Source organism: Campylobacter sp. CNRCH_2013_0855 (assembly GCF_025773025.1).
In the GTDB taxonomy this organism is placed as follows: Bacteria; Campylobacterota; Campylobacteria; order Campylobacterales; family Campylobacteraceae; genus Campylobacter_D; species Campylobacter_D jejuni_C.
The window spans coordinates 99,340-122,002 of record NZ_JAKMTE010000002.1 but is presented as its reverse complement, the minus strand read 5'-3'; the positions used below and the strand labels follow the sequence as shown (position 1 = coordinate 122,002).

Annotated in this window: 21 protein-coding genes; 12 read left to right on the top strand and 9 right to left on the bottom strand. The window is 29.1% G+C overall.

The features are described 5' to 3' along the window. Positions 1–9: 9 nt before the first annotated feature. From ffh to L8X40_RS01930, 9 genes are all read left to right on the top strand, one after another. Positions 10–1,347 (top strand): signal recognition particle protein, encoded by a 1,338-nt coding sequence (ffh, locus tag L8X40_RS01970; RefSeq protein WP_214100338.1) that lies wholly within the window; start codon positions 10–12, stop codon positions 1,345–1,347. Positions 1,348–1,418: 71 nt separating this feature from the next. Further along, positions 1,419–1,646: a 30S ribosomal protein S16 gene (rpsP, locus tag L8X40_RS01965; RefSeq protein ID WP_012661702.1), complete on the top strand. Its 228-nt coding sequence runs from the start codon at positions 1,419–1,421 to the stop codon at positions 1,644–1,646. 2 nt (positions 1,647–1,648) lie between these two features. Continuing rightward, positions 1,649–1,894, top strand: coding sequence for a KH domain-containing protein (locus L8X40_RS01960; protein ID WP_012661701.1), 246 nt, complete (start codon positions 1,649–1,651; stop codon positions 1,892–1,894). After that, positions 1,884–2,408 (top strand): ribosome maturation factor RimM, encoded by a 525-nt coding sequence (gene rimM, locus L8X40_RS01955; RefSeq protein WP_039618592.1) that lies wholly within the window; start codon positions 1,884–1,886, stop codon positions 2,406–2,408. The genes L8X40_RS01960 and rimM overlap by 11 nt, the downstream gene beginning before the upstream one ends. Continuing rightward, complete coding sequence (gene trmD / locus L8X40_RS01950) at positions 2,405–3,109, top strand: tRNA (guanosine(37)-N1)-methyltransferase TrmD (protein WP_087700210.1); 705 nt, start codon at positions 2,405–2,407, stop codon at positions 3,107–3,109. The genes rimM and trmD overlap by 4 nt, the downstream gene beginning before the upstream one ends. Before the next feature lie 11 nt (positions 3,110–3,120). Next, positions 3,121–3,477 carry a 50S ribosomal protein L19 gene (rplS, locus tag L8X40_RS01945; protein WP_012661698.1) on the top strand — a complete coding sequence of 119 codons (357 nt, stop codon included), beginning with the start codon at positions 3,121–3,123 and terminating at the stop codon, positions 3,475–3,477. 2 nt (positions 3,478–3,479) lie between these two features. Further along, on the top strand, positions 3,480–3,833 hold the full coding sequence (locus L8X40_RS01940; protein ID WP_250324976.1) for a cupin domain-containing protein: 354 nt from the start codon (positions 3,480–3,482) through the stop codon (positions 3,831–3,833). Positions 3,834–3,885: 52 nt separating this feature from the next. Then, positions 3,886–5,226, top strand: a complete 1,341-nt coding sequence (locus tag L8X40_RS01935; RefSeq protein ID WP_214100339.1) for a class II 3-deoxy-7-phosphoheptulonate synthase — start codon at positions 3,886–3,888, stop codon at positions 5,224–5,226. Continuing rightward, positions 5,220–5,549, top strand: a complete 330-nt coding sequence (locus tag L8X40_RS01930; protein WP_087700206.1) for a Spx/MgsR family RNA polymerase-binding regulatory protein — start codon at positions 5,220–5,222, stop codon at positions 5,547–5,549. Before L8X40_RS01935 ends, L8X40_RS01930 begins: the two co-directional genes overlap by 7 nt. 45 nt (positions 5,550–5,594) lie before the next feature. Here L8X40_RS01930 and L8X40_RS01925 read toward each other — a convergent pair whose 3' ends face one another. From L8X40_RS01925 to L8X40_RS01885, 9 genes are all read right to left on the bottom strand, one after another. Then, complete coding sequence (locus tag L8X40_RS01925) at positions 5,595–7,823, bottom strand: autotransporter outer membrane beta-barrel domain-containing protein (RefSeq protein WP_263667186.1); 2,229 nt, start codon at positions 7,821–7,823, stop codon at positions 5,595–5,597. A gap of 91 nt (positions 7,824–7,914) precedes the next feature. Then, the gene (locus L8X40_RS01920; RefSeq protein WP_263667185.1) at positions 7,915–10,929 is read right to left on the bottom strand and encodes an efflux RND transporter permease subunit; all 3,015 of its coding nucleotides are present in this window, start codon (positions 10,927–10,929) and stop codon (positions 7,915–7,917) included. A gap of 2 nt (positions 10,930–10,931) precedes the next feature. Continuing rightward, positions 10,932–11,672 carry an efflux RND transporter periplasmic adaptor subunit gene (locus L8X40_RS01915; protein WP_214100341.1) on the bottom strand — a complete coding sequence of 247 codons (741 nt, stop codon included), beginning with the start codon at positions 11,670–11,672 and terminating at the stop codon, positions 10,932–10,934. Beyond that, positions 11,669–12,925: a TolC family protein gene (locus L8X40_RS01910; RefSeq protein WP_263667184.1), complete on the bottom strand. Its 1,257-nt coding sequence runs from the start codon at positions 12,923–12,925 to the stop codon at positions 11,669–11,671. The genes L8X40_RS01915 and L8X40_RS01910 overlap by 4 nt, the downstream gene beginning before the upstream one ends. A gap of 35 nt (positions 12,926–12,960) precedes the next feature. Then, positions 12,961–13,533 carry an anthranilate synthase component II gene (locus L8X40_RS01905; protein WP_214100343.1) on the bottom strand — a complete coding sequence of 191 codons (573 nt, stop codon included), beginning with the start codon at positions 13,531–13,533 and terminating at the stop codon, positions 12,961–12,963. Then, positions 13,530–15,278: a bifunctional chorismate-binding protein/class IV aminotransferase gene (locus L8X40_RS01900; protein WP_263667183.1), complete on the bottom strand. Its 1,749-nt coding sequence runs from the start codon at positions 15,276–15,278 to the stop codon at positions 13,530–13,532. Before L8X40_RS01900 ends, L8X40_RS01905 begins: the two co-directional genes overlap by 4 nt. Positions 15,279–15,286: 8 nt before the next feature. Next, positions 15,287–16,198 carry an AEC family transporter gene (locus tag L8X40_RS01895; protein ID WP_261544795.1) on the bottom strand — a complete coding sequence of 304 codons (912 nt, stop codon included), beginning with the start codon at positions 16,196–16,198 and terminating at the stop codon, positions 15,287–15,289. Positions 16,199–16,214: 16 nt separating this feature from the next. Next, the gene (gene fliP / locus L8X40_RS01890) at positions 16,215–16,949 is read right to left on the bottom strand and encodes a flagellar type III secretion system pore protein FliP (RefSeq protein WP_087700482.1); all 735 of its coding nucleotides are present in this window, start codon (positions 16,947–16,949) and stop codon (positions 16,215–16,217) included. A gap of 143 nt (positions 16,950–17,092) precedes the next feature. After that, positions 17,093–19,429: an autotransporter outer membrane beta-barrel domain-containing protein gene (locus L8X40_RS01885; protein ID WP_263667182.1), complete on the bottom strand. Its 2,337-nt coding sequence runs from the start codon at positions 19,427–19,429 to the stop codon at positions 17,093–17,095. Positions 19,430–19,592: 163 nt separating this feature from the next. Here L8X40_RS01885 and glmU point away from each other — a divergent pair, with 163 nt between their 5' ends. The 3 genes from glmU to L8X40_RS01870 are packed head-to-tail and all read left to right on the top strand — an operon-like array spanning position 19,593 to position 22,662. Next, complete coding sequence (gene glmU / locus L8X40_RS01880; RefSeq protein ID WP_214136183.1) at positions 19,593–20,885, top strand: bifunctional UDP-N-acetylglucosamine diphosphorylase/glucosamine-1-phosphate N-acetyltransferase GlmU; 1,293 nt, start codon at positions 19,593–19,595, stop codon at positions 20,883–20,885. Continuing rightward, positions 20,882–22,045: a bifunctional phosphopantothenoylcysteine decarboxylase/phosphopantothenate--cysteine ligase CoaBC gene (gene coaBC, locus L8X40_RS01875; RefSeq protein ID WP_263667181.1), complete on the top strand. Its 1,164-nt coding sequence runs from the start codon at positions 20,882–20,884 to the stop codon at positions 22,043–22,045. The genes glmU and coaBC overlap by 4 nt, the downstream gene beginning before the upstream one ends. Next, positions 22,042–22,662 (top strand): hypothetical protein, encoded by a 621-nt coding sequence (locus L8X40_RS01870; RefSeq protein ID WP_039626453.1) that lies wholly within the window; start codon positions 22,042–22,044, stop codon positions 22,660–22,662. The genes coaBC and L8X40_RS01870 overlap by 4 nt, the downstream gene beginning before the upstream one ends. The last annotated feature ends 1 nt before the right edge of the window (position 22,663 follow it).

Below are 22,663 nucleotides of genomic sequence, written 5' to 3'. Positions count from 1 at the left end.
GAAAATAAAGTGTTTGAAATAGTTAGTGAGTCATTTAAATCCGCAGTTAATAAACTTCGTTTTGTTGATGATGAAAAAGCTTTAAAAAATGCTCTTGACACTTTAAAAAAAGCCCTTTTAAAAGCAGATGTACATCATAAAGTTACTAAAGAATTACTTACTTTAGTAGAAAATGATGTAAAAACTAATGGTATAGGCCAAAAGCAATTTTTAGACTCAATTAAGAAAAATTTAGAAGAAATTCTTAGTGTTAAAGGTAAAAATCAAGGTTTTGTATTTGCTAGTAAGCCACCTACGGTTGTTTTGATGTGTGGTTTGCAAGGTGGTGGTAAAACTACTACTACGGTAAAAATTGCTAATTATTTAAAGCTAAGAAATAAAAAAGTATTAATTGCTGCATGTGACTTGCAAAGATTAGCTGCGGTAGAGCAATTAAGACAACTCACTCAAGCTAATGAGCTTGATTTATTTTTCATAGAAAATGAAAGTAATCCTTTAAATGTAGCTAAACAAGCTTTAGAAAAAGCAAAAAATTCTATGTATGATGTTTTACTTGTAGATACTGCTGGTCGCTTGGCGATCGATACAGCTTTGATGAATGAGCTTAAAGAAGTAAAAGCTATTTTAAATCCTGATGAAGTATTTTATGTAGCTGATGCTATGAGTGGTCAAGATGGAGTTAAGACAGCAAGTAGTTTCAATGAAGCTTTAGAAATTACAGGGGTTATTTTAAGTAAATTTGATGCAGATACCAAAGGTGGTGTTGCACTAGGTATAGCTAAACAAGTTGGTGTGCCTTTAAGATTTATTGGTGTTGGTGAGAAAGTAGCTGATTTAGAAGTATTTATCCCTGATAGAATTGTTAATCGTATCATGGGTGAGGGTGATTTAGCGACTTTGGCTGAAAAAACTGCAGCGATCATTGATGAAAAAGAAGCAAAAAAACTAAATAAGAAAATCAAAAAAGGCGAATTTAATTTTAATGACTTTTTAAATCAAATGGAAAGCGTTAAAAAGCTTGGTAGTATGAAATCAATCATTGGTATGATACCTGGTTTATCATCTATGGCAGCAAATATTAAAGATATTGACTTAGATAATTCTAAAGAAATTATTCATATTAAGGCAATGATTTCATCAATGACACCAAAAGAAAGAGAGAATCCTGATTTATTAAACAATGCAAGAAAGCGACGTATTGCAGAGGGTGCTGGTTTATCTCAAATGGAAGTAAATCGCTTTTTAAAACAATTTAGTAATGCAGCTAAGCTGGCAAAGAAATTTTCAAATAAAAAAGGAATGGAAAATTTTATGAATATGTTGCAGCAAGCTAAAAGACCACAATAATTAAAGCTTTTTTATGGATATATGAGTTAAAATATCTATAACAAAATTTTAATTTTTTTAGGAGTATTAAAATGACAGTAATCAGACTTACAAAAATGGGACGTAAAAAAAGACCATTTTATCGTATAGTTGTAACTGATAGTAGAAAAAGACGTGATGGTAGCTGGATAGAAAGCATTGGATATTACAATCCTATGGTTGAGCCTGAAGTGGTAAAATTTGATGCTGAGCGTTTAGCTTATTGGAAAAGCGTAGGTGCAAAATTAAGCGATAGAGTAGCAGCTATTACAAGCAAATAAAAATGGTTGAAAATTTTTTAAGAGAATACGCAAAATTAATTGTTGATTTTCCTGAAAAAGTTGATATACAAAGACAAAATTTAGAAAACAATTTTGCTGAAATTATCATTTATGTCGATCCATCTGATACTGGTAAGTTGATCGGAAAAAATGGAAAATTAATCAACGCAATAAAAACAGTCATTATGGCTTACAAAGTTAAAGATGCAACTTCATATCGTATAACGGTAAAAGCCATTGAAGAATGATTTAGTCCAAGTTGCTAAACTTGGGAAAAGTGTTGGTTTAAAAGGTTATGTAAAATTACATAATCTTAGTGATTTTTATGAGCAGTTTAAAATAGGTGCTAAATTTTTTGATATTAATCAGAAAATTTACACCATAAAGGCTTTTGATAAAACTAGATCTTTAGTTTTATTTGAAGGCTTTGAGAGTGTTGAGGCTGCTAAAACCTTAACTAATATTACTCTTTTTCAAACTATTGAAGCTACAAAAGAAACTTGTAAATTAAAAAAAGATGAGTATTTTTATTTTGACATAATTGGATGTGATGTTATTGAAAATGAGCAAAAATTAGGTGTAGTTGAAGACATTTTAGAAAATGGAGCGGGGTTTTTATTTTGTATAAAATGTGATGAAAAACTACAAACAAAGGTTAAAAATTTTTATATTCCTTATGTTGATAAATATATTCAAAAAGTTGATGTAGAAAATAAAAAGATATTCACACAATCTGCTTTAGATATTTTAGAAAATTCATGAAATATACTTTTGTAAGTTTATTCCCAGAGCTTATTGAACCTTATTTTCAAACTTCTATTTTGGCAAGGGCAAAAGAAAAGGGGATATTAGAATTTGCTTTTGTTAATCCTAGAAATTTTACCACAAACAAGCACTTTAAAGTAGATGATTATAAAATAGGAGGAGGTGCAGGGCTTTTGCTACAAGCTCAGCCTTTGTATGATTGCTTAATGCATATTAAAAAGCAAGATAAAAATGTTCATTTTGTTTTTCTTTTGCCTTGTGCTAAGACTTTTAAGCAAATTGATGCTAAAAGATTAAGCAAGAAAGATCATATTTGTTTTGTAAGTAGTAGATATGAGGGGTTGGATGAGCGCATTGTGGAAGAATTTGCTAATGAAGTATTTTCTATAGGTGATTTTATACTTACAGGTGGAGAATTAGCGTCTTTGGTGATGTGTGATGCTATTAGCAGAAATATTCAAGATGTTCTTGGAAATAGTGAAAGCTTAAGTGAGGAAAGTTTTGAAAATGACTTATTAGAAGCTCCATCGTTTTCTAAACCTTTTATTTTTGAAAAGGAAAATAAAAAATTTTATGTGCCTTCAGAGTTTTTAAAGGGAAATCACGCTAAAATCACAGCTTTAAAAACTACTTTGGCGTCTTGCAAAACGAAATATTTTCGTCCTGATTTGTATCAAAAGCATGAACGCAAATTTTAAGGAATATCGTTATGAAAAATAAATACATTGAGCAATTTGAGCAAAAACAAATTGAAGGTAAAAATGTTCCAGAATTTCGTGCTGGAGATACTTTAAGACTTGCTATTCGCATTAAAGAAGGCGATAAAACAAGAATTCAAAATTTTGAAGGTATTTGTATAGCACGTAGAGGAAATGGTGTAGATGAAACTTTCATTGTACGCAAAATCGGCGCTAATAATGTAGGTGTTGAAAGAATTTTCCCTATTTATAGTGAAAGTTTAGAAAGTATTACAGTATTAAGAAGAGGTCGTGTACGTCGTGCTAGATTATTCTACCTAAGAGATAGAAGAGGCAAGGCTGCTCGTATTAAAGAACTTAAAAAATAAAAGTGAAATTTAGAACTCAAATATATGAAGTAATTTCTTGGGAACAAGAAATTCAAAATGGCATAAATATATCTAAGAAAATAGAAAATGCTTATGCTAAAGAAATCTGCATAACTATGTCAAAAGATAGCTTTATGAAAGATCATAAAGCACCTTTTGATATTACCATACAAGTGTTAAAAGGCTCCATTGATTTTGGAGTTTTAAATCAACAAATTCTACTTAAAACGCTAGATAGTATAAGTTTAAAGGCTCATGAAATCCATAATCTTTTAGCACTAGAAGATTCCATAGTGCGCTTAAGTTTATATAAGCAAGATAGTCTTGAACGCGTTGAAAGTGTTTTAAAATCTTAATTTAAGTCTCATTTTGTATAATTTTAGCTTACTAAAATGAGGAAGTTAAGCTATGAAATGGACTAAAGATTCTTGGAAAAATTATAAAATTCAGCAACAGCCACAATATCCTGATGAAAATGAATTACAAGATGTTGTTAAAAAATTAGAAAAATTACCACCGCTTGTTTTTGCAGGTGAGGTGGATAAGTTAAAAAAATCCCTTGTTAAGGTTGTAAATTCTCAAGCATTTTTACTCCAAGGAGGAGATTGTGCTGAGAGTTTTGTAAATTTTGGCGCTGATAATATAAGAGATATGTTTAAAGTTATGCTTCAAATGGCTATAGTACTTACTTTTGCAGGATCTTGTCCTATCGTTAAAGTAGGGCGCGTTGCAGGGCAGTTTGCAAAGCCAAGAAGTAGTGATTTTGAAGAGGTTGATGGGGTAAAGCTTCCAAGTTATCGTGGGGATATTATCAATGGTTTTGAATTTAATGAAAAATCAAGAATAGCTGATCCTAAAAGAATGTTAGAAGCATACTATCAAAGTGCTACAACTTTAAATTTATTAAGAGCTTTTTCAAGAGGTGGTTTAGCGGATTTAAGAGTAGTGCATAAGTGGAATTTGGGTTTTTTAAAAAAAGCAGAGCTTGGGAAAAAATATGATGAACTTAGTGAAAAAATCACTCAAGCTTTAGCCTTTATGCAAGCTTGCGGTATTACCGATACTCCAAATCTTTCTCAAACAGCCTTTTATACTTCTCATGAAGCCTTGCTTTTGCCTTATGAGGAAGCTTTAACTAGGGTAGATAGTTTAAGCGGGGAAATTTATGATTGTTCGGCACATATGCTTTGGATAGGTGAGCGTACTAGAAAGGCAGATGAAGCACATGTGCATTTTTTAAGTGGAGTAAAAAATCCACTTGGTGTTAAGCTTAGTGCTAATTATGATTTAGATGAGATAAAAAAGCTAGTAAGTATTTTAAATCCGCATAATGAAGCAGGAAGATTAAATTTCATCATCCGTATGGGATGTGATAAGATAGAAAATGCCTTGCCAAAATTATTTAAAGAGTTAAAACAAGAAGGGTTTAATATACTTTATAGTATTGATCCTATGCATGCAAATACGGTTAAATCAGGTAGTTTTAAAACAAGAGAATTTGATAAAATCATTCAAGAAGTGCGTGCGTTTTTTGAGATAGCTATGAATGAAGGAGTGTATCCTGGTGGGGTACATTTGGAAATGACAGGGCAAAATGTAACAGAATGTGTAGGAGGTTCTTTAAATATTACTCAAGAAGAACTTTCTAAACGCTATGAAACACAATGTGATCCAAGATTAAATGCTGACCAAGCTTTAGAATTAGCATTTATTATAGCAGACTTAGTTAAAAAGGCAAGAAAATGTTAAAATTTTATGGTATTAAAAATTGTAATAGTGTTAAAAAAGCCATGGATTATTTAAATTCTAAGCAAGTTGAATTTGAATTTTTAGACATTAAAAAGCTAGATGAAGAAACTTTGGATTTTTGGCTTAGTAAAAGGAGTGTTTTAGAGCTTGTAAATACAGCGGGTATGAGTGCTAGAAAATTAGGGTTAAATAAAGAAAAACTCCAAAATTTAAGCCAAGATGAGATTAAAGTGATGATTTTACAAAATCCAACGCTTATAAAACGCCCATTAATTGTAAAAGATGATGAAGTTTTTATAGCTAAAGAATATGAGAGCTTTTAAAATGCTAGAGTTTTTACTCTAGCATCTAAGGAGTTCTTAAAATTTTTAGAATTTATATTTAAAACCTACTTGACCACTTACATAAGTTTCATTTTTACCATCTGTTTTACCAGCTAGTATTTGTTTAGCTCCAATACCTGCATTTAAGCTAAATTGTTCATTAATATCAACATTACCACCTACAATGATTTGTCCATAAGTTTTTTTCTTATCATCACTTTTTACACTAGGTAATGCTACACCGTTTAAACTTGCTACAAAATCATCTCCATTATTCATTACATATTGTTCTATTTTTGGAGTGATAAATAGATATGATTCTTCATTCATATATTTTCTAAGTTCAGCGCCAAGTTCCAATGAAATAGAATTGTTGCTAGCGCTATTGACATCTTTTCCTGCTATGCCATTTTCTTTATAGCTTGGAGTATGTGCATAGTAGTAGTTTGCTCCAGCGAAAGGCTTGATAAATAAAGTATTATCACTAAAATCAAAAACATATCCCATATTAGCACTCAAACCGAAGAATTTTCTATTAAAATCAGCACTATTTGTAGTGTTAAATCCTCTATTTACAATATCTTGATCTGTAGGAGAAATTTGAGCATAGGCCTTAACATTAACTTCTACTTTTGGACTTATATAGATATTAGAATAAGCTCCAAATTGGAAGTTATCTGATTTTTGGGTTAAAAGATTATCTTTTATTTCAGCATTTGCATAAGTAAAATAAGCTCCAATAATAACATCATCATTGACTTTTCTATCCATACCTATAGTGGCTCCATATAAAGCACCGCTATCCCCATCTATGATGTTTGCACCACCTATTACATTACCCCAAATGCTGTTATTATAATTATCAACATAATTTCCTCTGTAATCATTAGTAGCAAATCTTATTTGAGATAATTTTGTAGCATAATTTCCATAAGGATTATTTAACATAGCTACACGAGAACCTATAGATACATCATTTGATACATTGATAGTCGAGTTTATACCTGATGAGGCTTGATTTACATTTGAGATAGATTTAGCTGAATCTTTTATATCATTTGCTACTTGTTCCCCGACTTTATCAAATTTAATACTACCTATTGCATTAAAATCTTTACCGAGTGCAAGTCCATCTAAAATTTTAGAAACAAAGTCTTTGTTAGAAGTTGAAACACTAGAATCGTTTTTAATATAATCATCATTAGAGATTTCTCCATTTCCAGCATTGCTAATCATATCTTGAATTTGTTTTATTTGTTCATCAATTTTTGCAATGGCTTCGTCTATTTTTTCTATATTAACACCTTCTTCATCTTTGGCATCTTCTAAATCAGTTTTAATTAATTCTAGATATTTTTTATCACTTTCTAAAACCATCTTGTTGTTATTTACATTTTCATTTGCACCACCACTAATTAAAAGCTTATTATCTTTTGTAGAAAGTTCATAATCAACAAAATCTTTTACATCTATAGCTCTTACAATTTCATAACTAAGTCCTAAATCTTTGCTGCTCATACCTACAATGTTTTCAAAATTTTTACTTATGTTTGCACTAGCTTTGTTTGAGCTTGTTATATCTTCATTAAATCCTTCGCTTGCACCCATGAAAACATAATTATTTAAAGCTAAATCACCAAAGCTTGTTGTTCCTATGGAAAAGTTTGAATTTGTGATATTTGCTTTACCATTTATTTGTATGTGGTTTTGACTTTTATTGCCACCTATGGTAAATAGAGTAGATTGATCTGCTGTAAAATTTCCATTTACTTCAAGAGAGCCTTGTAGGCCATGTCCATCGGCGATTAAAATAGCTGAAGATTTTATATCATCTAAAACACCCTCTGCAGGATTAGATGAACCTTTTATACTAAAATCTCCATTTACGATGGATTTTCCATCTAAGCTTTGAAATATCACATCTGTTGCCTCAGTTTTTTTAGCATTAATGGTATAGTTTGTTACATAACTAGCACCTTCTGAAGTATTTTTAAAAGTAAGGTTGTTGGAACCTAAGTTAATATTTACTCTTGAGAGATCTTTAAATTCATCGTTAGCTATAGCATTAGCTAAGTCTGTGTAGGAAAGATTTAGAGTTAAATCACCATTAGTATGATCTGTTTTTAAGTTGAAATTTCTACCATCACTAGTTTCAAAATACTGATTCATAGTGCCATCTGTTATGGTAATTTCTTGTGCTAAGATAGCACTGCTTAATAATGCACTAATACCAACTCCCATTAAAACTTTACTTGTGTAATAAGAAAGTTTCATTTGATTACTCCTTGTAAATTTAAATTGAAAAAAGCAATTATACCCCCCCCATAAATTTAAGTTTAAAGTAAATGAGATTTTCAAAAAGTAATTAAATTTTTTCTCTTTGGTAGATTTTTTTAATTTTCACATCTAAATTATGAGCAAATTTAAATAAAGCTGGCACTACTAAAAGTGTAAGTAAGGTTGAGCTAATAAGACCAAATATAATAGCAATGGCCATAGGAGAATTTCCTTCAAAGCCAGAGCCCCTTGAAAGTGCTAGTGGAAGCATGGAAAAAATCATCGCAAAAGTTGTCATTAAAATGGCTCTTAAACGACTTTTTCCTGCATAAATTAGTGCTTTTTCTACTTCCATACCTTCATCGCATTTTTTATTAGCTACATCTACTAATAATATAGCATTTTTTCCTACCATTCCAAAAAGCAAAATAATAGCTACAAGTACAAATAAAGAAAAGTGATTTCCTGTCATAAAAATTCCAAAACAAGCTCCACCAAAAGCCAAAGGCATGCTTATCATGATGATTAAAGGAAGTATTAAACTTGAATACAAAGAAGCAAGGATTAAATAAATCAAAATCATCCCCAAAGATATGGAAAATAAAAACCCACTAATGGTGTCATCTAAAAAGTCCAAAAAACCAGAATAAGCAAAAGATAGGTCATTGTTTCCTAAAATATAAGCTAAATTGGACTCAAAAATTTTTCTTACTTCACCTAAAGAAATGTTTTCTATGCTTGAAGTGAGTTTTATACTAGTAGTTTTATTGTGTCTGTTAATTAAAGAAAGATCTTTTTTATAAGAAAAGCTAGCAATACTAGCAAGTTTTATACTTTCATTGTTATGATTTTTAAGTTCTATTAGCTCTAAACTGGTTGGATTTTGTTTAAAAGCTTCATCAAAGCTAAGGATAATTTCATCTTTAAAATTTTTATAATCCATATTTCCAACGCTTAAATTTCCAAAGGAATAAGCCAAGACATAAGCAAGTTCTTGAGGATTAATACCAAGTTTGGCAGCTTTTTCTCTATTAATATTAATAGCAATTTCTTCTTTTAAATCCCCTTCATTATCATCTATAGCAACAAAACCTTCGTGTTTTAAAAACACTTCTTTCATTCTATTAATAGCTTCTTTTATTAGCTTTAAATCATCACCTAAAATTTGAATTTGAACTGGATCTTCAATGCCTGCTCCTTCTATTTTAGGGAGTTCTAAAACTTTTATTTTTAAGTCTTTATAGGAGTTTAATTTTTCTTGAAAAAGGCTAATAAGCTTAGGTTGTCTGAATTTTCTTTCATTTAAAGGTTTTAATTTTACATAAATTTTTGCTTTTTTAATTTCCTTTGCGTCATTATATCCTATAAGTAAATATGCATAAGCAACATTTGGATCTTGCTTTATATTTTCATATGCTTTTAAACTTTTTGCCTTCATAGCTTCTAAAGATAGGTCGTTTTTACTTTCTAATAAGACTTGTATTTCACTATCTTCTTCTATAGGTAGAAAATCTAAGCCTATTTTAGGAGCTAAAGAAAAACATAAAATAATTATAATAAGCGTTGATAGGATAAATTTAATCTTGTTAGCTAAAACTTTATAAAGTAGCTTTTCATAAAATAAGTCAAGTTTTATAAATAAAAATTCACTTTTTTTATAAAATGTACTTTCACTAGTATTTAAAAATCTAGCACTTAAGGTAGGTACTAAAAATACACTTACAAGATAGCTTATAATTACCCCAGAAGCAACACTAGTAGCTAATACATTAAAAAATAAACCAGGAACTGAATTCATATAAGCAATAGGTATAAACACACACAATAAAACCGCACTAATGCTTAAAACGCTAAAGCCTATTTCTTTAATCCCTTCAAATGAAGCTTGTAAAGGAGGGAGTGTTTTTGCTTTTTTGGCTATACTTTCAATGATAACTATAGCATCATCTATAAAAATTCCTATACTTAAAGTAAGAGCTATGATGGTTAAGCGATTAATATCATAACCTAAAAGATTAATGAGAAAAAAACTAGAGATAATTGAAGTTGGTAAAACAATAAAAGCTAAAATAGTCGCACTGATATTTCTTAAAAATACATATACTATTAAAAGTGTTAAAATCACGCCAAAAACCATATCAAAAATAACTTGATTGATATGTTTTAAGATGTTTTGGCTCTTATCATAAACTATTTTAATTTCTACATCATTGCCTGCTATTGTTTGCAGTGTTTTTAAGGAATTTTTGATATTTTCTATAACTTTTAAGGAATTATAACCAGAAATTTTATTAAGCTCAAGCAACACCCCATCTTTTGTATCAAGCATTGCAAATTGCTTTTGATCTTCTAAGCCATAGCTAATATTTGCTATATCTTTTAAAAATATTCCACTAAAAATACGTATATTTTCTAGCTCTTTTAAATTTTGTGCTTCAAAATATCCTTTGATGGTGAAATTATCTTTTGAATTTTCAAACTCACCTAGATATTGTTTAAAATTATGGCTTTGGATGATTTTAGCTACATCAAGTGCATTAATATGATATTTTTGTAAGGCATTAGGCAAGAGTTTGATTTGAACTTGTGGTTTTAAAAAGGCTATATCATTGATCGTTCCAACTCCTGAAATTTTCTGTAAAAATGGTTTTATATCATTGTCAATTTTTCGCATAAGTTTTAAATGATCCTTAGAACTTAAAAATAATGATACAACAGATCCTGCATCAGGGGATATTTTTTCTAAGGTTGGCTTTGCTGGAAGATTGATGGTATTAAGTTTATCTCTAATATCGTTTGCAGCTACTTCTAAGTTTTTGCCTAATTCAAATTCAACAACAGAAATAGAAAAATTATTATAACTTGTAGAATTGATATTTTTTATCCCTTGTACATCTGAAATTGCATTTTCTATTTCTTTGGTTATTTTAGATTCTATGAATTTTAAATCTCCATTAGCGGTTGTGGTGATTTTAATCAAAGGAATATCTACTTTTGGATAAAGATTAATAGGCATACTAAAAATAGAAAAAGTACCAAAAATCACCAAAGCGATAAAAAACATCAAAACAGCAATAGGATTGTTAATAGCAAAACGATACAAGATTAATCCTTGGTGATGATTTTTCCTTCTCCAAAAGAACCTGGAGTAAAGTTTAAGGCTTCAACTTCTGCATAAATTTTTCGTGTTTTTATGTCTATACTTGGATAAATAAGTGTAATTTTGCCTTGATATTCTTTTTCATCTGAGTCTATTTTATAAATAAAAATATCACCAACTTTTACCTTATCTTTAAATTTTTCATCAAAACTTAAAAGCAATTTTACTTTTGGATAAGAAAAAAATTCAAATAAAACATGAGAAATTCCCCTAGCTCCATCTCCTATGTCGATATATTTGTTAGAAATAATCCCATCATAAGGGGCTTTTAGAGTTTTTTTATCGATTAAGTCTTTATAATATTGTATATTTAAAAAAGCTTTTTGCTGCAGACTTTGTGCTTTTTGAAACTCAAATAAAACATTTTCATAGCTTTGCTTGTCTATAACTTCTTGTACCTTTTTAAATTTTTCCAAAGAACTTTTAGCATGTTCTAGTGCAAGAGTGGCAAGTTTGTATTCATTTTGTGCTAATTTTAAGGCTATTTGCTCGCTAGAATCTTCAAGTTTAAGTAAAAGTTGATCTTTTTTTATCTTATCATTAACATTCACATAAATTGCCTTAACTATACCAGCACTTTGCAAGGATAATTTTGATTGATTTTGTGCGAGCACATCAAAACTGGCATAAATTTCTTCAGCTTTTAAAGTGAGTAAAGAAAATAAAATTAAAAATACTAATTTCATTCTAAAACCTTTGTTTTTATATCAATTCCAGCTGTAAAATAATACCTTGCTTTTGTGATTTCATATTCATTTTTAGCTAGTTCAAGCTGACTTTGACTTTTGTATTTTAATTCTAATGCATTTAGGTATTCTACATATGAGCAAAGTCCTGCGGTGTATTTTTTCTCAATGGCCTCAAAAGCTAAATTAGCTGCTTTGAGGCTCGCATTTAATGCTTTTATTTTAACTTTAGAAATTTCAATTTCTTGTAAAAGATTATCAAGTTCTATATCTACTTTTCTTTTAGTTTTTTCAAGTTCTAATTGAGTGATTTTGCTTGTATATTTTTGAGCTTCTAGAGCTTTTTGATTAGCACCAAAATCAAAAATTTTCCACTCAAAAGCTAAAATAAAACGATTGCTTTGTCCATGTTCTTTTAGAAAGCTTTCGCTTGTTGATTTTAGCTCATGCGGTAATTTAGGATTGTAGTTCATATCATAAAAACTAAAACTATTTTGTAAAAATATTTTTGGAAACAACTCAGCTCTAGCAGAGTCTATTTTTAAATTTTCTAAATTTAATTTTTCTTGCATAAGGGCTATTTCATAGCTTTTGTTTTTTTCTACACTTGGTTCTTGTAAAATATTTTGAAAAGAAGGCGTAAAATGCATTTTGCTAAGATTATAAATTTCATTTTTTAATTCATATAGTTTTAATTCATTTTGAGCTAATTCATAAGTGCTTAACTCAAATTTTGCTCTTATGCTTTCAAGCTCACTTTGGCTAGCAAGTCCAGCTTGGTAAAAATTTTCTAAGCGCTTGAGTTGATTTTGCAGAGTGATTTCTTTTTGTTTATCACTTGCTATAATACTTTCTAAACTAAGATAATTAAAATACAAAACACTAGCACTAAGTGCCATATAATTTGCCATGTTTTCTTTTTCAAGATGAGCAAGTTGTTTTAGACTTTGCATGCTAGCGATTTTTGCTTCTCTATTACCTCCATCAAAAAGTAAAAATTTAAGCGAAAGGGTGCTCATTAGACTTTCTTGAGGTTCTATGATAAAGCGATCTTTGTTTGAGCCAAGATAAGAAACACCTAAATGTAAACTTGGTAAATAAGCATTTTGCACACTTTCTTGTTCTAAAATACTTTTTGAAAATTGGAGTTGTTTTTGTAAGTAATTTTCATTGTTTAAACTTAAATCTATAAAATCTTTAAGATTGTTAGCTAGCAAAAATAAGGGCAAGAAAAGTAGATATAAAATTTTCATTTTTAAACTTTTTGTTTTATTATAGAAAATATAACTTAAAGTAATGATAAAGCAAGAAAATTTTTAAGTAGCTTTTTGCCATTTTGACTTAGTATGGCTTCAGGGTGGAATTGAACCCCGTAAATATCGTATTTTTTATGTTTTAAAGCCATGATAATATTATCTTCACTTTGGGCTAAAATTTCACATTTTTTACCTATATGGCTAACATAAAGAGAGTGATATAAACAAATTTTAAAATTTTGCTCAAGATTTTTAAAAAGAGGGTTTGGTTTAAATTTTATAGTTTTTACCTTACCATGAGTTGGGTTTGGAAGTTTAGAAATTTTACCACCAAAAACATGTGCTATACATTGGTGTCCTAGACAAATTCCAAGAATTTTTTTATCTTTTTTAAAATATTTTATAGCTTTGAAACTTAACTTTGATTCTTTGGGTGAATTTGGTCCAGGGGAGATTAAAAGATGAGTAAAATCATATTTTTTAAGTTTTTTGGGGTTTTTAAATTTATCGTTTTTGATGATTTTATAAGCAATATTTAATTCTTTTAAATAAAAGGCTATGGTGTAGGTAAAAGAATCATAATTATCTATAATTAAAACTTTCATAAAAACACCTTTTTTAAGCCTCTTAAAGAATTGATAGCATAAATTTCTTTAGCATTTAAAAACTCATTTTTAGTGATATCTTTTTCTTTGATGAGTTTATGTTTTAAGAGTGCTTGTCTATAAATGCCATTGAGGCAGTTTTTAGCATAAGGAGTAAAATACTCATCATTTAAATTTACGATAATGTTGGTTCTTGAACCCTCACAAAGTATGCTTTTTTCATCAAAAAAAACTATATCATAGCAAATATTTTCTTTCCATAGATATGAATTTGCTTCATATAAACTACGCAGAGAAGTTTTATGGTGTGTTAAAAGATTTACTTTTACGATGTCTTTACTTATGAGTAGTTTTTTACTTGAATTTTCTTGTATATTGTTAAAATCAAACTCATAAAGGCCATTTTTGAAAAGTTTTAGTTTAATAGCTTTTGAACCTTTTTGAGTAAAATTACTTTTTGTAAAAAAATGATGATGGTTGAAAACAAAATTGTTAAAATTTTGTAAAGATTTAAAATGGAATTTTTTATCTTTACTCTCTAGTATATTTTTAAAATCATGTATTAATCTTTGAGTATCAAAGCCAAAAAATTTAGCTGAGTTTAAAATTCTTTGTAAATGTTCTTTGAAAAATAAAATAGAATGGTTTTTATAATACATTGTTTCAAATAAATAAAAGTTAGGTTCTAAAATTTTGCTTTTTAGTTTTAATTCTTCAAATTCATCTTGTTTTTGTGAGTCCCACACAAGCCCACTTCCCACACCATATCTTAAAAAATCATCATTATTTTTTTTCTCTAAAGTGCGTATGGCTACGCTAAATTTTGCTTTGTTTTTATGGATTAAACCTATCGCTCCACAATAAATCCCGCGTTTTCTTTGCTCTAAATTTTCTATGAGTTTAATGGTTTCTATTTTAGGTGCACCTGTGATGGATCCACATGGGAAAAGGGCTTTGAAAATTTTAAAATAATCATTTTCTTGTTTTAATTTTCCGCTTATTTTTGAAATGAGTTGGTGTAAGGTAGGGTAGGTTTTAACCTTAAAAAGTTCGCATTTTAAAGAATGCTTTTTGATGAGTTTTGAAATATCATTGCGTAATAAATCAACTATCATTACATTTTCACTAATGGTTTTTTCATCGCATTTTAAAAAGTTTTTTAGAATTTCATCTTCTTTTGGATTGTTTGAGCGTTTGATTGTGCCTTTCATGGGTTTTGTGATGATTTTTTTATTTTTGATTTTAAAAAAAAGCTCAGGTGAAAATGAAGCTAGTTCTAAAAATTCATTTTTCATATAAGCTTTATAAGGGGTATTTTGCTTAGGATAAAGACTTAAAAAACTCTCATACACATTAAGATTTGATTGTAAATGTAATTCTTGAGTGAGATTGATTTGATAACTTTGACCTTTAGCTATAGCTTCTTTGACTTTGTTAAAGTTTTCAAAATATTTTTCTTGATTTAAATTGGATGAAAAATTTGGATAAAAGTCTAAATTTTTTTCTTCACTTATAAAGATTTTTTTTGATTTAAAAGCAAAAAAATACAAAAAAGGTTCTTTGCTTTTATAATTTTTATCTTCTAAATATTTATAAAATTCATATTGAATATAGCCTAAAAAATAATATCGATTTTTGTATTTTTCTATGATTTTAAAAGCTTTTTTACTTTCTTTTTGAGTATGGGCTTTAAGAGTGAAGGCAAGATCATCATAAAGGTATTTTCCAAATATAGCAAATGCCATTTATATCCTTAGCTTAAAAAATATACCCAAATAGGTAAAGAAATAAAGGCAAAAACTATACCAAAAGCCACAGAACTAACCGCTAAATTTGTATCAAGTTTTGCTTTCATGATCATTGCTGCAACCATTGTCATAGTAGGCATAGCTGATTCAAGTAAAGCGATGATAGAGCTAGGATTTAATTTGAAATTTAAAAGCTTTAAAAGTGCTAAAAATATTAAAGGTGTGAGTATCATTTTTCCAAAAATGACTATTATAGTTGCTTTATAAGAAGTTTTTATACTTAAAAAGCCTAAATTTAAACCTATGGCAAAAAGCGCTATAGGTGTGGCACTAGCTCCAAGCATACGCAAAGGTTCAAAGATAAAATCAGGAAGTGCGGTAAGCTTAAAACAAAGTCCTAAAATCAAAGCAACAAAAGGTGGAAAAGTAAAAACTTTTTTAAGATTTTGTAAAAAACTTACCTTTTGCTCGCTAGCTAAAGAGATGATAAAAGGAGCAAGCAAAGCTACAGGTAAAGAAGTAGCAAGAGCATCATAAAGGATAATCTCACCCAGAAAATGAGGATCTTGATAAATTCCACTAATAATAGGTATACCTACAAATAAAGTATTTCCAAAGCTAGAAAGTAAAAAAATACTTACAAGAGTACTTTTACTAAATTTAAAACAAAGAGCTAAAAATACACAACATAATGCTGAAACAATAGCACAGCCCAACCCAAGCAATATAATAGCAATCAAAGAAAAATCAAAATTTAAATGATAAGCACGCTCAAAAATCAAGCAAGGCAAGGCAAAAATAATAGCAAAATCTAAAAAAGCACGTGCTTGTTTTTGTTTTAAAATTTTGATTTTTTTGGCAAAATATCCACCAAAAAGTAAGCAAAATATACTAAATAAAGAGGAAAAAACATACATATCTTACTCTAAATTACTAAGTTAAAAAACTTTTGACTAAATTTTGTATGAGCAAATTCCATCCATCTACTAGTACAAAAATAAGTAATTTAAAAGGCATAGAAATCATAACAGGAGGTAGCATCATCATACCCATAGACATTAATACAGAACTTACCACCATATCAATAACTAAAAATGGCAAGAAAAGTAAAAAGCCTATTTCAAAAGCAGTTTTAAGCTCACTTATCATAAAAGCTGGCACTAAAACTGTTAAAGGTACATCATCTATGGTCTTTGGATTTTCTAAATTTCTAATCCTATAAAAAAGTGCTAAGTCTTTTTCTCTAGTATTTTTAAGCATAAAATCTTTAAAAGGTTTAACACCTTTAGCAAAAGCTTCTTCATAGCCTATTTGCTCAGCAATGTATGGTTTTATACCTTCATTGTATGATTTTGTAGCCACAGGCTCCATAATAAAAAAAGTTAAAATTAAAGCCAAAGTTATTAGTATGGTATTTGGTGGCATAGTTTGGGTGCCAAGAGCTGTTCTTAAAAAAGAAAATACTACGACAAGTCTTAAAAATGAAGTCATTACAAAAATAATAGTAGGGGCAAGAGCTAGTATAGTTAAAACTATAACTATGTTTAAGGTTGTTACAAGTTGTTGAGGACTATTTGGGGCACTAAGGCTTAAATTTACAGTTGGTATGGTTGCTTCAGCACCAAAAAGAGTTAAACTTAATAAAAATAAAACTAACAAAACTCTCAAAATTTTTCCTTAGTTAAAATTAGAAGCAGTATTTTAGCAATTTTACTCTTAAAAATGCAATTTATATGATCGAATTAATGGTTTATTTTTAAAATGCTAGAGTGAAAAACTCTAGCATTTAGGAGTTTCTCAAAAAATATTTTTTAGAATTTGTATTTAAAACCTACTTGACCACTTACATAAGTTTCATTTTTACCATCTGTTTTACCAGCTAGTATTTGTTTAGCTCCAATACCTGCATTTAGGCTAAATTGCTCGTTAATATCTACATTTCCACCTATGATGATTTGTCCATAAGTTTTTTTCTTATCATTACCTTTGATGATAAAATTTGAATTTGATCCAACAAATCCAGCTACATAATCATCTCCATTATTCATTACATATTGTTCTATTTTTGGAGTGATAAATAAATATGATGTTTCGCTCATATATTTTCTAAATTCAGCACCGAGTTCTAAAGATATAGAATTATTTGTCATGCTTTGAACTTCTTTTGCAAACATACCACTTTCTTTATAACTTGGAGTGTGTGCGTAGTAGTAATTTATACCAGCAAAAGGCTTGATAAATAATGATGATGAATTTGGATTAAAAATTCTACCAGCATTAGCGCTTAAGCCAAAGAATTTACTATCAAAATCAGCATTACTAGAATCACTTAGCATTGCTACACTTTGATCTGTTGGAGAAATTTGTCCATAAGCTCTTAAATTAATTTCCCATTGATCATTTGGATTAATCAAAGAATAAATACCAAATTGATAGTTATCTGATTTTTGCTCCATAACACCATCTTTGATAGTTGAATCAGCATAGGTAAAGTAAAAACCAAGTAAAGCATTATCATTGATTTTTCTATCAGCACCTAGTGTAAATCCATATAAAGCACCACTATCTCCATCTATGATATTTGCACCACCAAAAACATTACCCCAAAAGCTATTGTTAAACGAAGAATTTCCATAATAATTATAAACATCACTTGCTAGTGCTACTATATGGGTTGTAGCAAATTTTTCTACTAAAGCTTTATCTTGATAAGGATTTGAAAGTTTTGCTACTCTTGTTCCAATGGCTAGATCATTTGCTACACCTATAGATGAATTAACAGAAGAATTTTGAGCATTATTTACTATAGCTTTTGCACTTGCTTTTGTATTTGTAGTAAGTGTGTTTAGATTTTTTCCTGTGGTATCTAGAGTGAGTGCTGCAACAGCATCATTGCTAAGTTTAGAATCTAAAATACTATTTAGCATATTTACAGCTAAATTTTTATTTTCTAAACTAACATCTTTCATATTTTCAACTAAATCACCACCATCAAATTTTCCACCATTATCTTGTATATCTTGGATTTGTTGTTCTAATTTTTTAATTTGTTCTTGCAGTTCTTTTTCTGCTTGCGCTATGGCTTCAAGCATAGCATCATCGCCAATATATCCTGGTTTTTGGTAGGAATTTTTGTTATACTCTTCATCATATTCTATATTCTTTTTTATATTCTCAAAAGTATCTAAGGCTTCTTTTCTAATATCAATTTCAGATTTTAATATTTTTGATAAATCTCTTACATTTTCATTAGCACCACCGCTAATTAAAAGACTTTTGCCATCATTAGAAACACTAAGTTTATAATCTGTAAATTGAGCCAAATCAGTATCTTCAAAAAATACATTTTTTGGAAGTAAATTGCTTGTTTCAAGCATGCTCGTTATATCTTTAGTATATAGTGCTGTTACTATGTTTTTATCTATATCTTGGTTAAAATTGCCTGTTGTTTTTATAGCTACATAGTTATTTATACCTAAATTTGAAACACTATTTGTACTTATACCTATAGCCGAATCTTTTATATTTACATCTCCATTTACAGAGATTAAACCACCTTTTTTATTTGCATCAAATATACCAATAAAAGAATTATTTACATTTAAATTTCCTTGTATGCTCATATAGCCATCTTTTTCGCCATATCCATTCCATACAAATAAACCAGGTCTATCAAGTTCTTCGTTGTATATATTGTCAATTGTTATAGGTGAGCTACCATTGAATGTAACATTTCCCTTTATATTAAAGGCTTTATTTGCTTCTAAAGTAGCTCTATCAGAATTTAAAATGATTTCTTTTGCTTCTAAATTAACGCTATATAAATCATATTTTGCTTCATTAGTCGAAGTGCTACCTACATCTATCCAATTATCTCCATCTCCAATAGTTAAAATACCACTTGTTTTGATATTAAATTCTTTTATAGGTTTATCATGATTTTCTCCACCATAGTATGATTGAATATCTGAAGGGCTTATTTTTAATTCTATATTTTCTTTAGAATCTAAACTCCAAATTCCATCTTTATAGTTAAAAAAATCAGATAAATTTATATAATTTATCTCTTGTGCTAAAGCAGTGCTGCTTAATAAAGCACTAATGCTAACTCCCATTAAAACTTTACTTGTGTAATAAGAAAGTTTCATTTGATTACTCCTTATAAATTTAAATTGAAAAAAGCAATTATACCCCCCCCCATAAATTTCAGTTTAAAGTAAATGAAAATCTGTAAAAAACAAATAACAACTAGTAAGAATTTTTACTTTAGCTTGTTAAAATAAGCAATAATTTTTAAAACAAAGGTAAATTATGAAAATTTCTGTGCTTATTTTGGCTGCTGGACTTGGCACGCGTATGAAATCACAAAATCCAAAAGTGCTTCAAAAAATTTGCTCAAAAGCAATGATTTTACATATTTTAAAACAAGCATATAAGATTAGTGATGATGTATGTGTAGTGCTTTCTCATCAAAAAGAAAAGGTTGAACAAGTTGTTTTAGAGTATTTTCCAAATACACGTTTTTTAGAACAAGACTTGCAAAATTTTCCAGGTACTGCAGGGGCTTTAAGGGGCTATGAGAGTAAGCATGAAAAAGTATTGATTTTATGTGGTGATATGCCTTTAGTTAAAGCAGATGATTTGGAAAAAATAGCTTTAAATGAGAGTGATTTTAATGTGGCTGTTTTTGAGGCAAAAGATCCAAAAAGTTATGGAAGAATAGTATTAAAAGAAAATAAAATTCAAAAAATAGTAGAAACAAAAGATGCAAGCAAAGAAGAACTTGCTATAAACATTTGCAATAGTGGTGTTTATGCTATAAAAGCACAAATTTTAAAAGAAGTATTGCCTTTGATAAAAAATGATAATAAAGCTAAAGAGTATTATTTAACCGATGCAGTTTATTTAGCAAAAGAAAAGGGCTATGAAATCGATGCGGTGTTTGTAAATGAGCAAGATTTTATGGGGGTAAATGATAAAATTGAGCTTTGTCTAGCTCAAGATCTTATGCAAGAAGCAATTAAAAAAGAATGGATGAAGCAAGGAGTGATTTTTCACATGCCTGCGACGACTTTTATTTCAGATGAAGTTGAGTTTGTAGGCGAGTGTGAAGTGTATGAAAATGTGCGTATAGAAGGAAGATCAAAAATCATTAATTCTATCATTAAAAGTTCAAGTGTGATTGAAGATAGTATAGTAGAAAATAGCGATGTAGGACCTTTAGCACATTTGCGTCCAAAATGTCAGCTTAAAAATACCCATATAGGAAATTTTGTAGAATGTAAAAATGCTTTATTAAATGGAGTTAAAGCAGGACATTTGAGTTATTTAGGAGATTGTGAGATAGATGAGGGAACTAATATAGGTTGTGGCACTATCACTTGTAATTATGATGGGGTTAAAAAACATAAAACCAAAATAGGTAAAAATGTTTTTGTGGGTTCAGATACGCAATTTATCGCTCCAGTTGAGATAAAAGATGAGGTAATCATCGCAGCAGGAAGCACAGTGCATAAAAATGTAGAAAAAGGTTCTTTGTATATTAGTAGAGCTAATGCTCAGATTGTAGAAAATTATTATTATGAAAAACTAGGTAAAAAATGAAAACAATCTTACTAGCAGTAAGTGGAAGCATAGCCTTTTATAAAGCTTATGAGCTGATTTCTTTATTAAAAAAAGAAGGCTTTAGGGTTAAAGTTTTGCTAAGCTTGGGCGCTTTGAAATTTGGCACTAGGCTTAGTTTTGAAGCTTTAGCAGATGAAGTTTTATGTGAAGATAATGAAAGTTGGCAAAATACTAATAATCATATAGCCTTTAGCAAGACTTGTGATTGTGTGCTTTTTGCACCTGCTAGTATAAATTCTATTAATAAGCTAAACTATGGTATAGCAGATAATTTATTTATTCAAACTTTAATAGCAGTAGATAAAAATAAACCATTTTTAATCGCACCTGCTGCAAATACAAACATGTATTTACATTTTAGCACTCAAAATTCTTTAAAAAATTTAAAAGAGCAAGGTTATATCATCATTGATCCTATAGTTAAAACTCTAGCTTGTAAAGATGAGGGTTTAGGAGCTTTGGCTGAACTAGATAGCATTATAAATGCTTTAAAAAGAAGTCTAATGCAGGAAGATTTTTTTAAAGATAAAAGTTTTGTTATAAGCGGTGGCGGGACTAAAGAAAAGATCGATGATGTAAGATGTATTAGTAATTTTTCAAGTGGTAAAATGGCAAAGGCTATTGCTGATGCTTTATATTTTTTAGGTGCTAAGGTGGCGTTAGTTAGCTCAGTAGAGTTTAAAACACCTTATGCATTGGAAAAATTTGAATCTTCTTTAGAATTAAAAGAAAAATTGCAAAAATACAAAGATTTTGATGCTTTAATTATGGCTGCTGCTGTGAGTGATTTTACTCTAAAAGCTTATAAGGGTAAGATTAAGAAAAATGAGCATTTAAACGGACTTAATTTAAAATTAAAGCTGAATGAAGACATCTTAAAAAATTTAGATTTTAAAGGTAAAAAAATAGGCTTTAAAATGGAATTTGATGTGCAAAATGCTTTAGAAAATGCTAAAAAATCTTTAGTTAGTAAAAATTTAGATATGGTGTGTTTAAATGTCTTAAATGAGCAAATGAACTTTGGAAGTGATGAAAATAGCATTTGTTTTATCACTAAAGATAGCACCTCTCAAAGTTCTAAACAAAGCAAAGAAAAACTTGGTTTTATTTTAGCACAAGAATTAAGGAAGCTTTGGTGAATATCATCAACTCAACCTTACCTGTAAGAATGCAAATTTTAGAAAAACGTGCATATAACCGCTATGTATTGCTTTTAAACACTAAAAAGCTTGAAACGAAAAGCATGATAGAGCTTGAAGTAGGGGAGGAGTATTTAGCTGAAGTTTATGAAGATAAAGGCGTGATTTCTTTTAAAAATCTTTTGAAAAAGCCTAAAATTAGACTTTTTGAAGAGGGAGCTGAACTCATAGAAAAACTTTTGCAAGAAGGTGATGAAAAAGCTTGGTATAAAAAATTCATCATTCAAAGACTTATGGAAAGTAAAAGCGCATATGAGTTTGAAATTTATAAAGAAATGTTTTTTGCATTTTTTGAAGGAATTTATCATATACCTTTTGTTTATGAGGGAAATAGGGCTTTGTTTGAAGCTAAGAAAAATGGAAATATTTTAGAAGTGTATTTGTATTTTGAAATTTTTGGTGCTTTAAAAATTATAATTGATAATGGTAAAATCACACGCATACAAACACCTTTTGCTAAAGTAGCGCATTTTTTAAACGAGTATTTTAAATTTGAAGTAGTTAATACGCTTAACCCTATGTTTGTTTTTAAAAGATTGATGGATATAAAGGGATAGA

What these genes read in the sequence shown, in the direction of transcription:
- rpsP (WP_012661702.1), top strand. Translation starts at nt 1,419, where the DNA reads ATGACAGTAATCAGACTTACAAAAATGGGACGTAAAAAAAGACCATTT.
- L8X40_RS01960 (WP_012661701.1), top strand. Translation starts at nt 1,649, where the DNA reads ATGGTTGAAAATTTTTTAAGAGAATACGCAAAATTAATTGTTGATTTT.
- trmD (WP_087700210.1), top strand. Translation starts at nt 2,405, where the DNA reads ATGAAATATACTTTTGTAAGTTTATTCCCAGAGCTTATTGAACCTTAT.
- rplS (WP_012661698.1), top strand. Translation starts at nt 3,121, where the DNA reads ATGAAAAATAAATACATTGAGCAATTTGAGCAAAAACAAATTGAAGGT.
- L8X40_RS01935 (WP_214100339.1), top strand. Translation starts at nt 3,886, where the DNA reads ATGAAATGGACTAAAGATTCTTGGAAAAATTATAAAATTCAGCAACAG.
- L8X40_RS01930 (WP_087700206.1), top strand. Translation starts at nt 5,220, where the DNA reads ATGTTAAAATTTTATGGTATTAAAAATTGTAATAGTGTTAAAAAAGCC.
- L8X40_RS01925 (WP_263667186.1), bottom strand. Translation starts at nt 7,823, where the DNA reads ATGAAACTTTCTTATTACACAAGTAAAGTTTTAATGGGAGTTGGTATT.
- L8X40_RS01915 (WP_214100341.1), bottom strand. Translation starts at nt 11,672, where the DNA reads ATGAAATTAGTATTTTTAATTTTATTTTCTTTACTCACTTTAAAAGCT.
- L8X40_RS01910 (WP_263667184.1), bottom strand. Translation starts at nt 12,925, where the DNA reads ATGAAAATTTTATATCTACTTTTCTTGCCCTTATTTTTGCTAGCTAAC.
- L8X40_RS01905 (WP_214100343.1), bottom strand. Translation starts at nt 13,533, where the DNA reads ATGAAAGTTTTAATTATAGATAATTATGATTCTTTTACCTACACCATA.
- L8X40_RS01900 (WP_263667183.1), bottom strand. Translation starts at nt 15,278, where the DNA reads ATGGCATTTGCTATATTTGGAAAATACCTTTATGATGATCTTGCCTTC.
- L8X40_RS01895 (WP_261544795.1), bottom strand. Translation starts at nt 16,198, where the DNA reads ATGTATGTTTTTTCCTCTTTATTTAGTATATTTTGCTTACTTTTTGGT.
- L8X40_RS01885 (WP_263667182.1), bottom strand. Translation starts at nt 19,429, where the DNA reads ATGAAACTTTCTTATTACACAAGTAAAGTTTTAATGGGAGTTAGCATT.
- glmU (WP_214136183.1), top strand. Translation starts at nt 19,593, where the DNA reads ATGAAAATTTCTGTGCTTATTTTGGCTGCTGGACTTGGCACGCGTATG.
- coaBC (WP_263667181.1), top strand. Translation starts at nt 20,882, where the DNA reads ATGAAAACAATCTTACTAGCAGTAAGTGGAAGCATAGCCTTTTATAAA.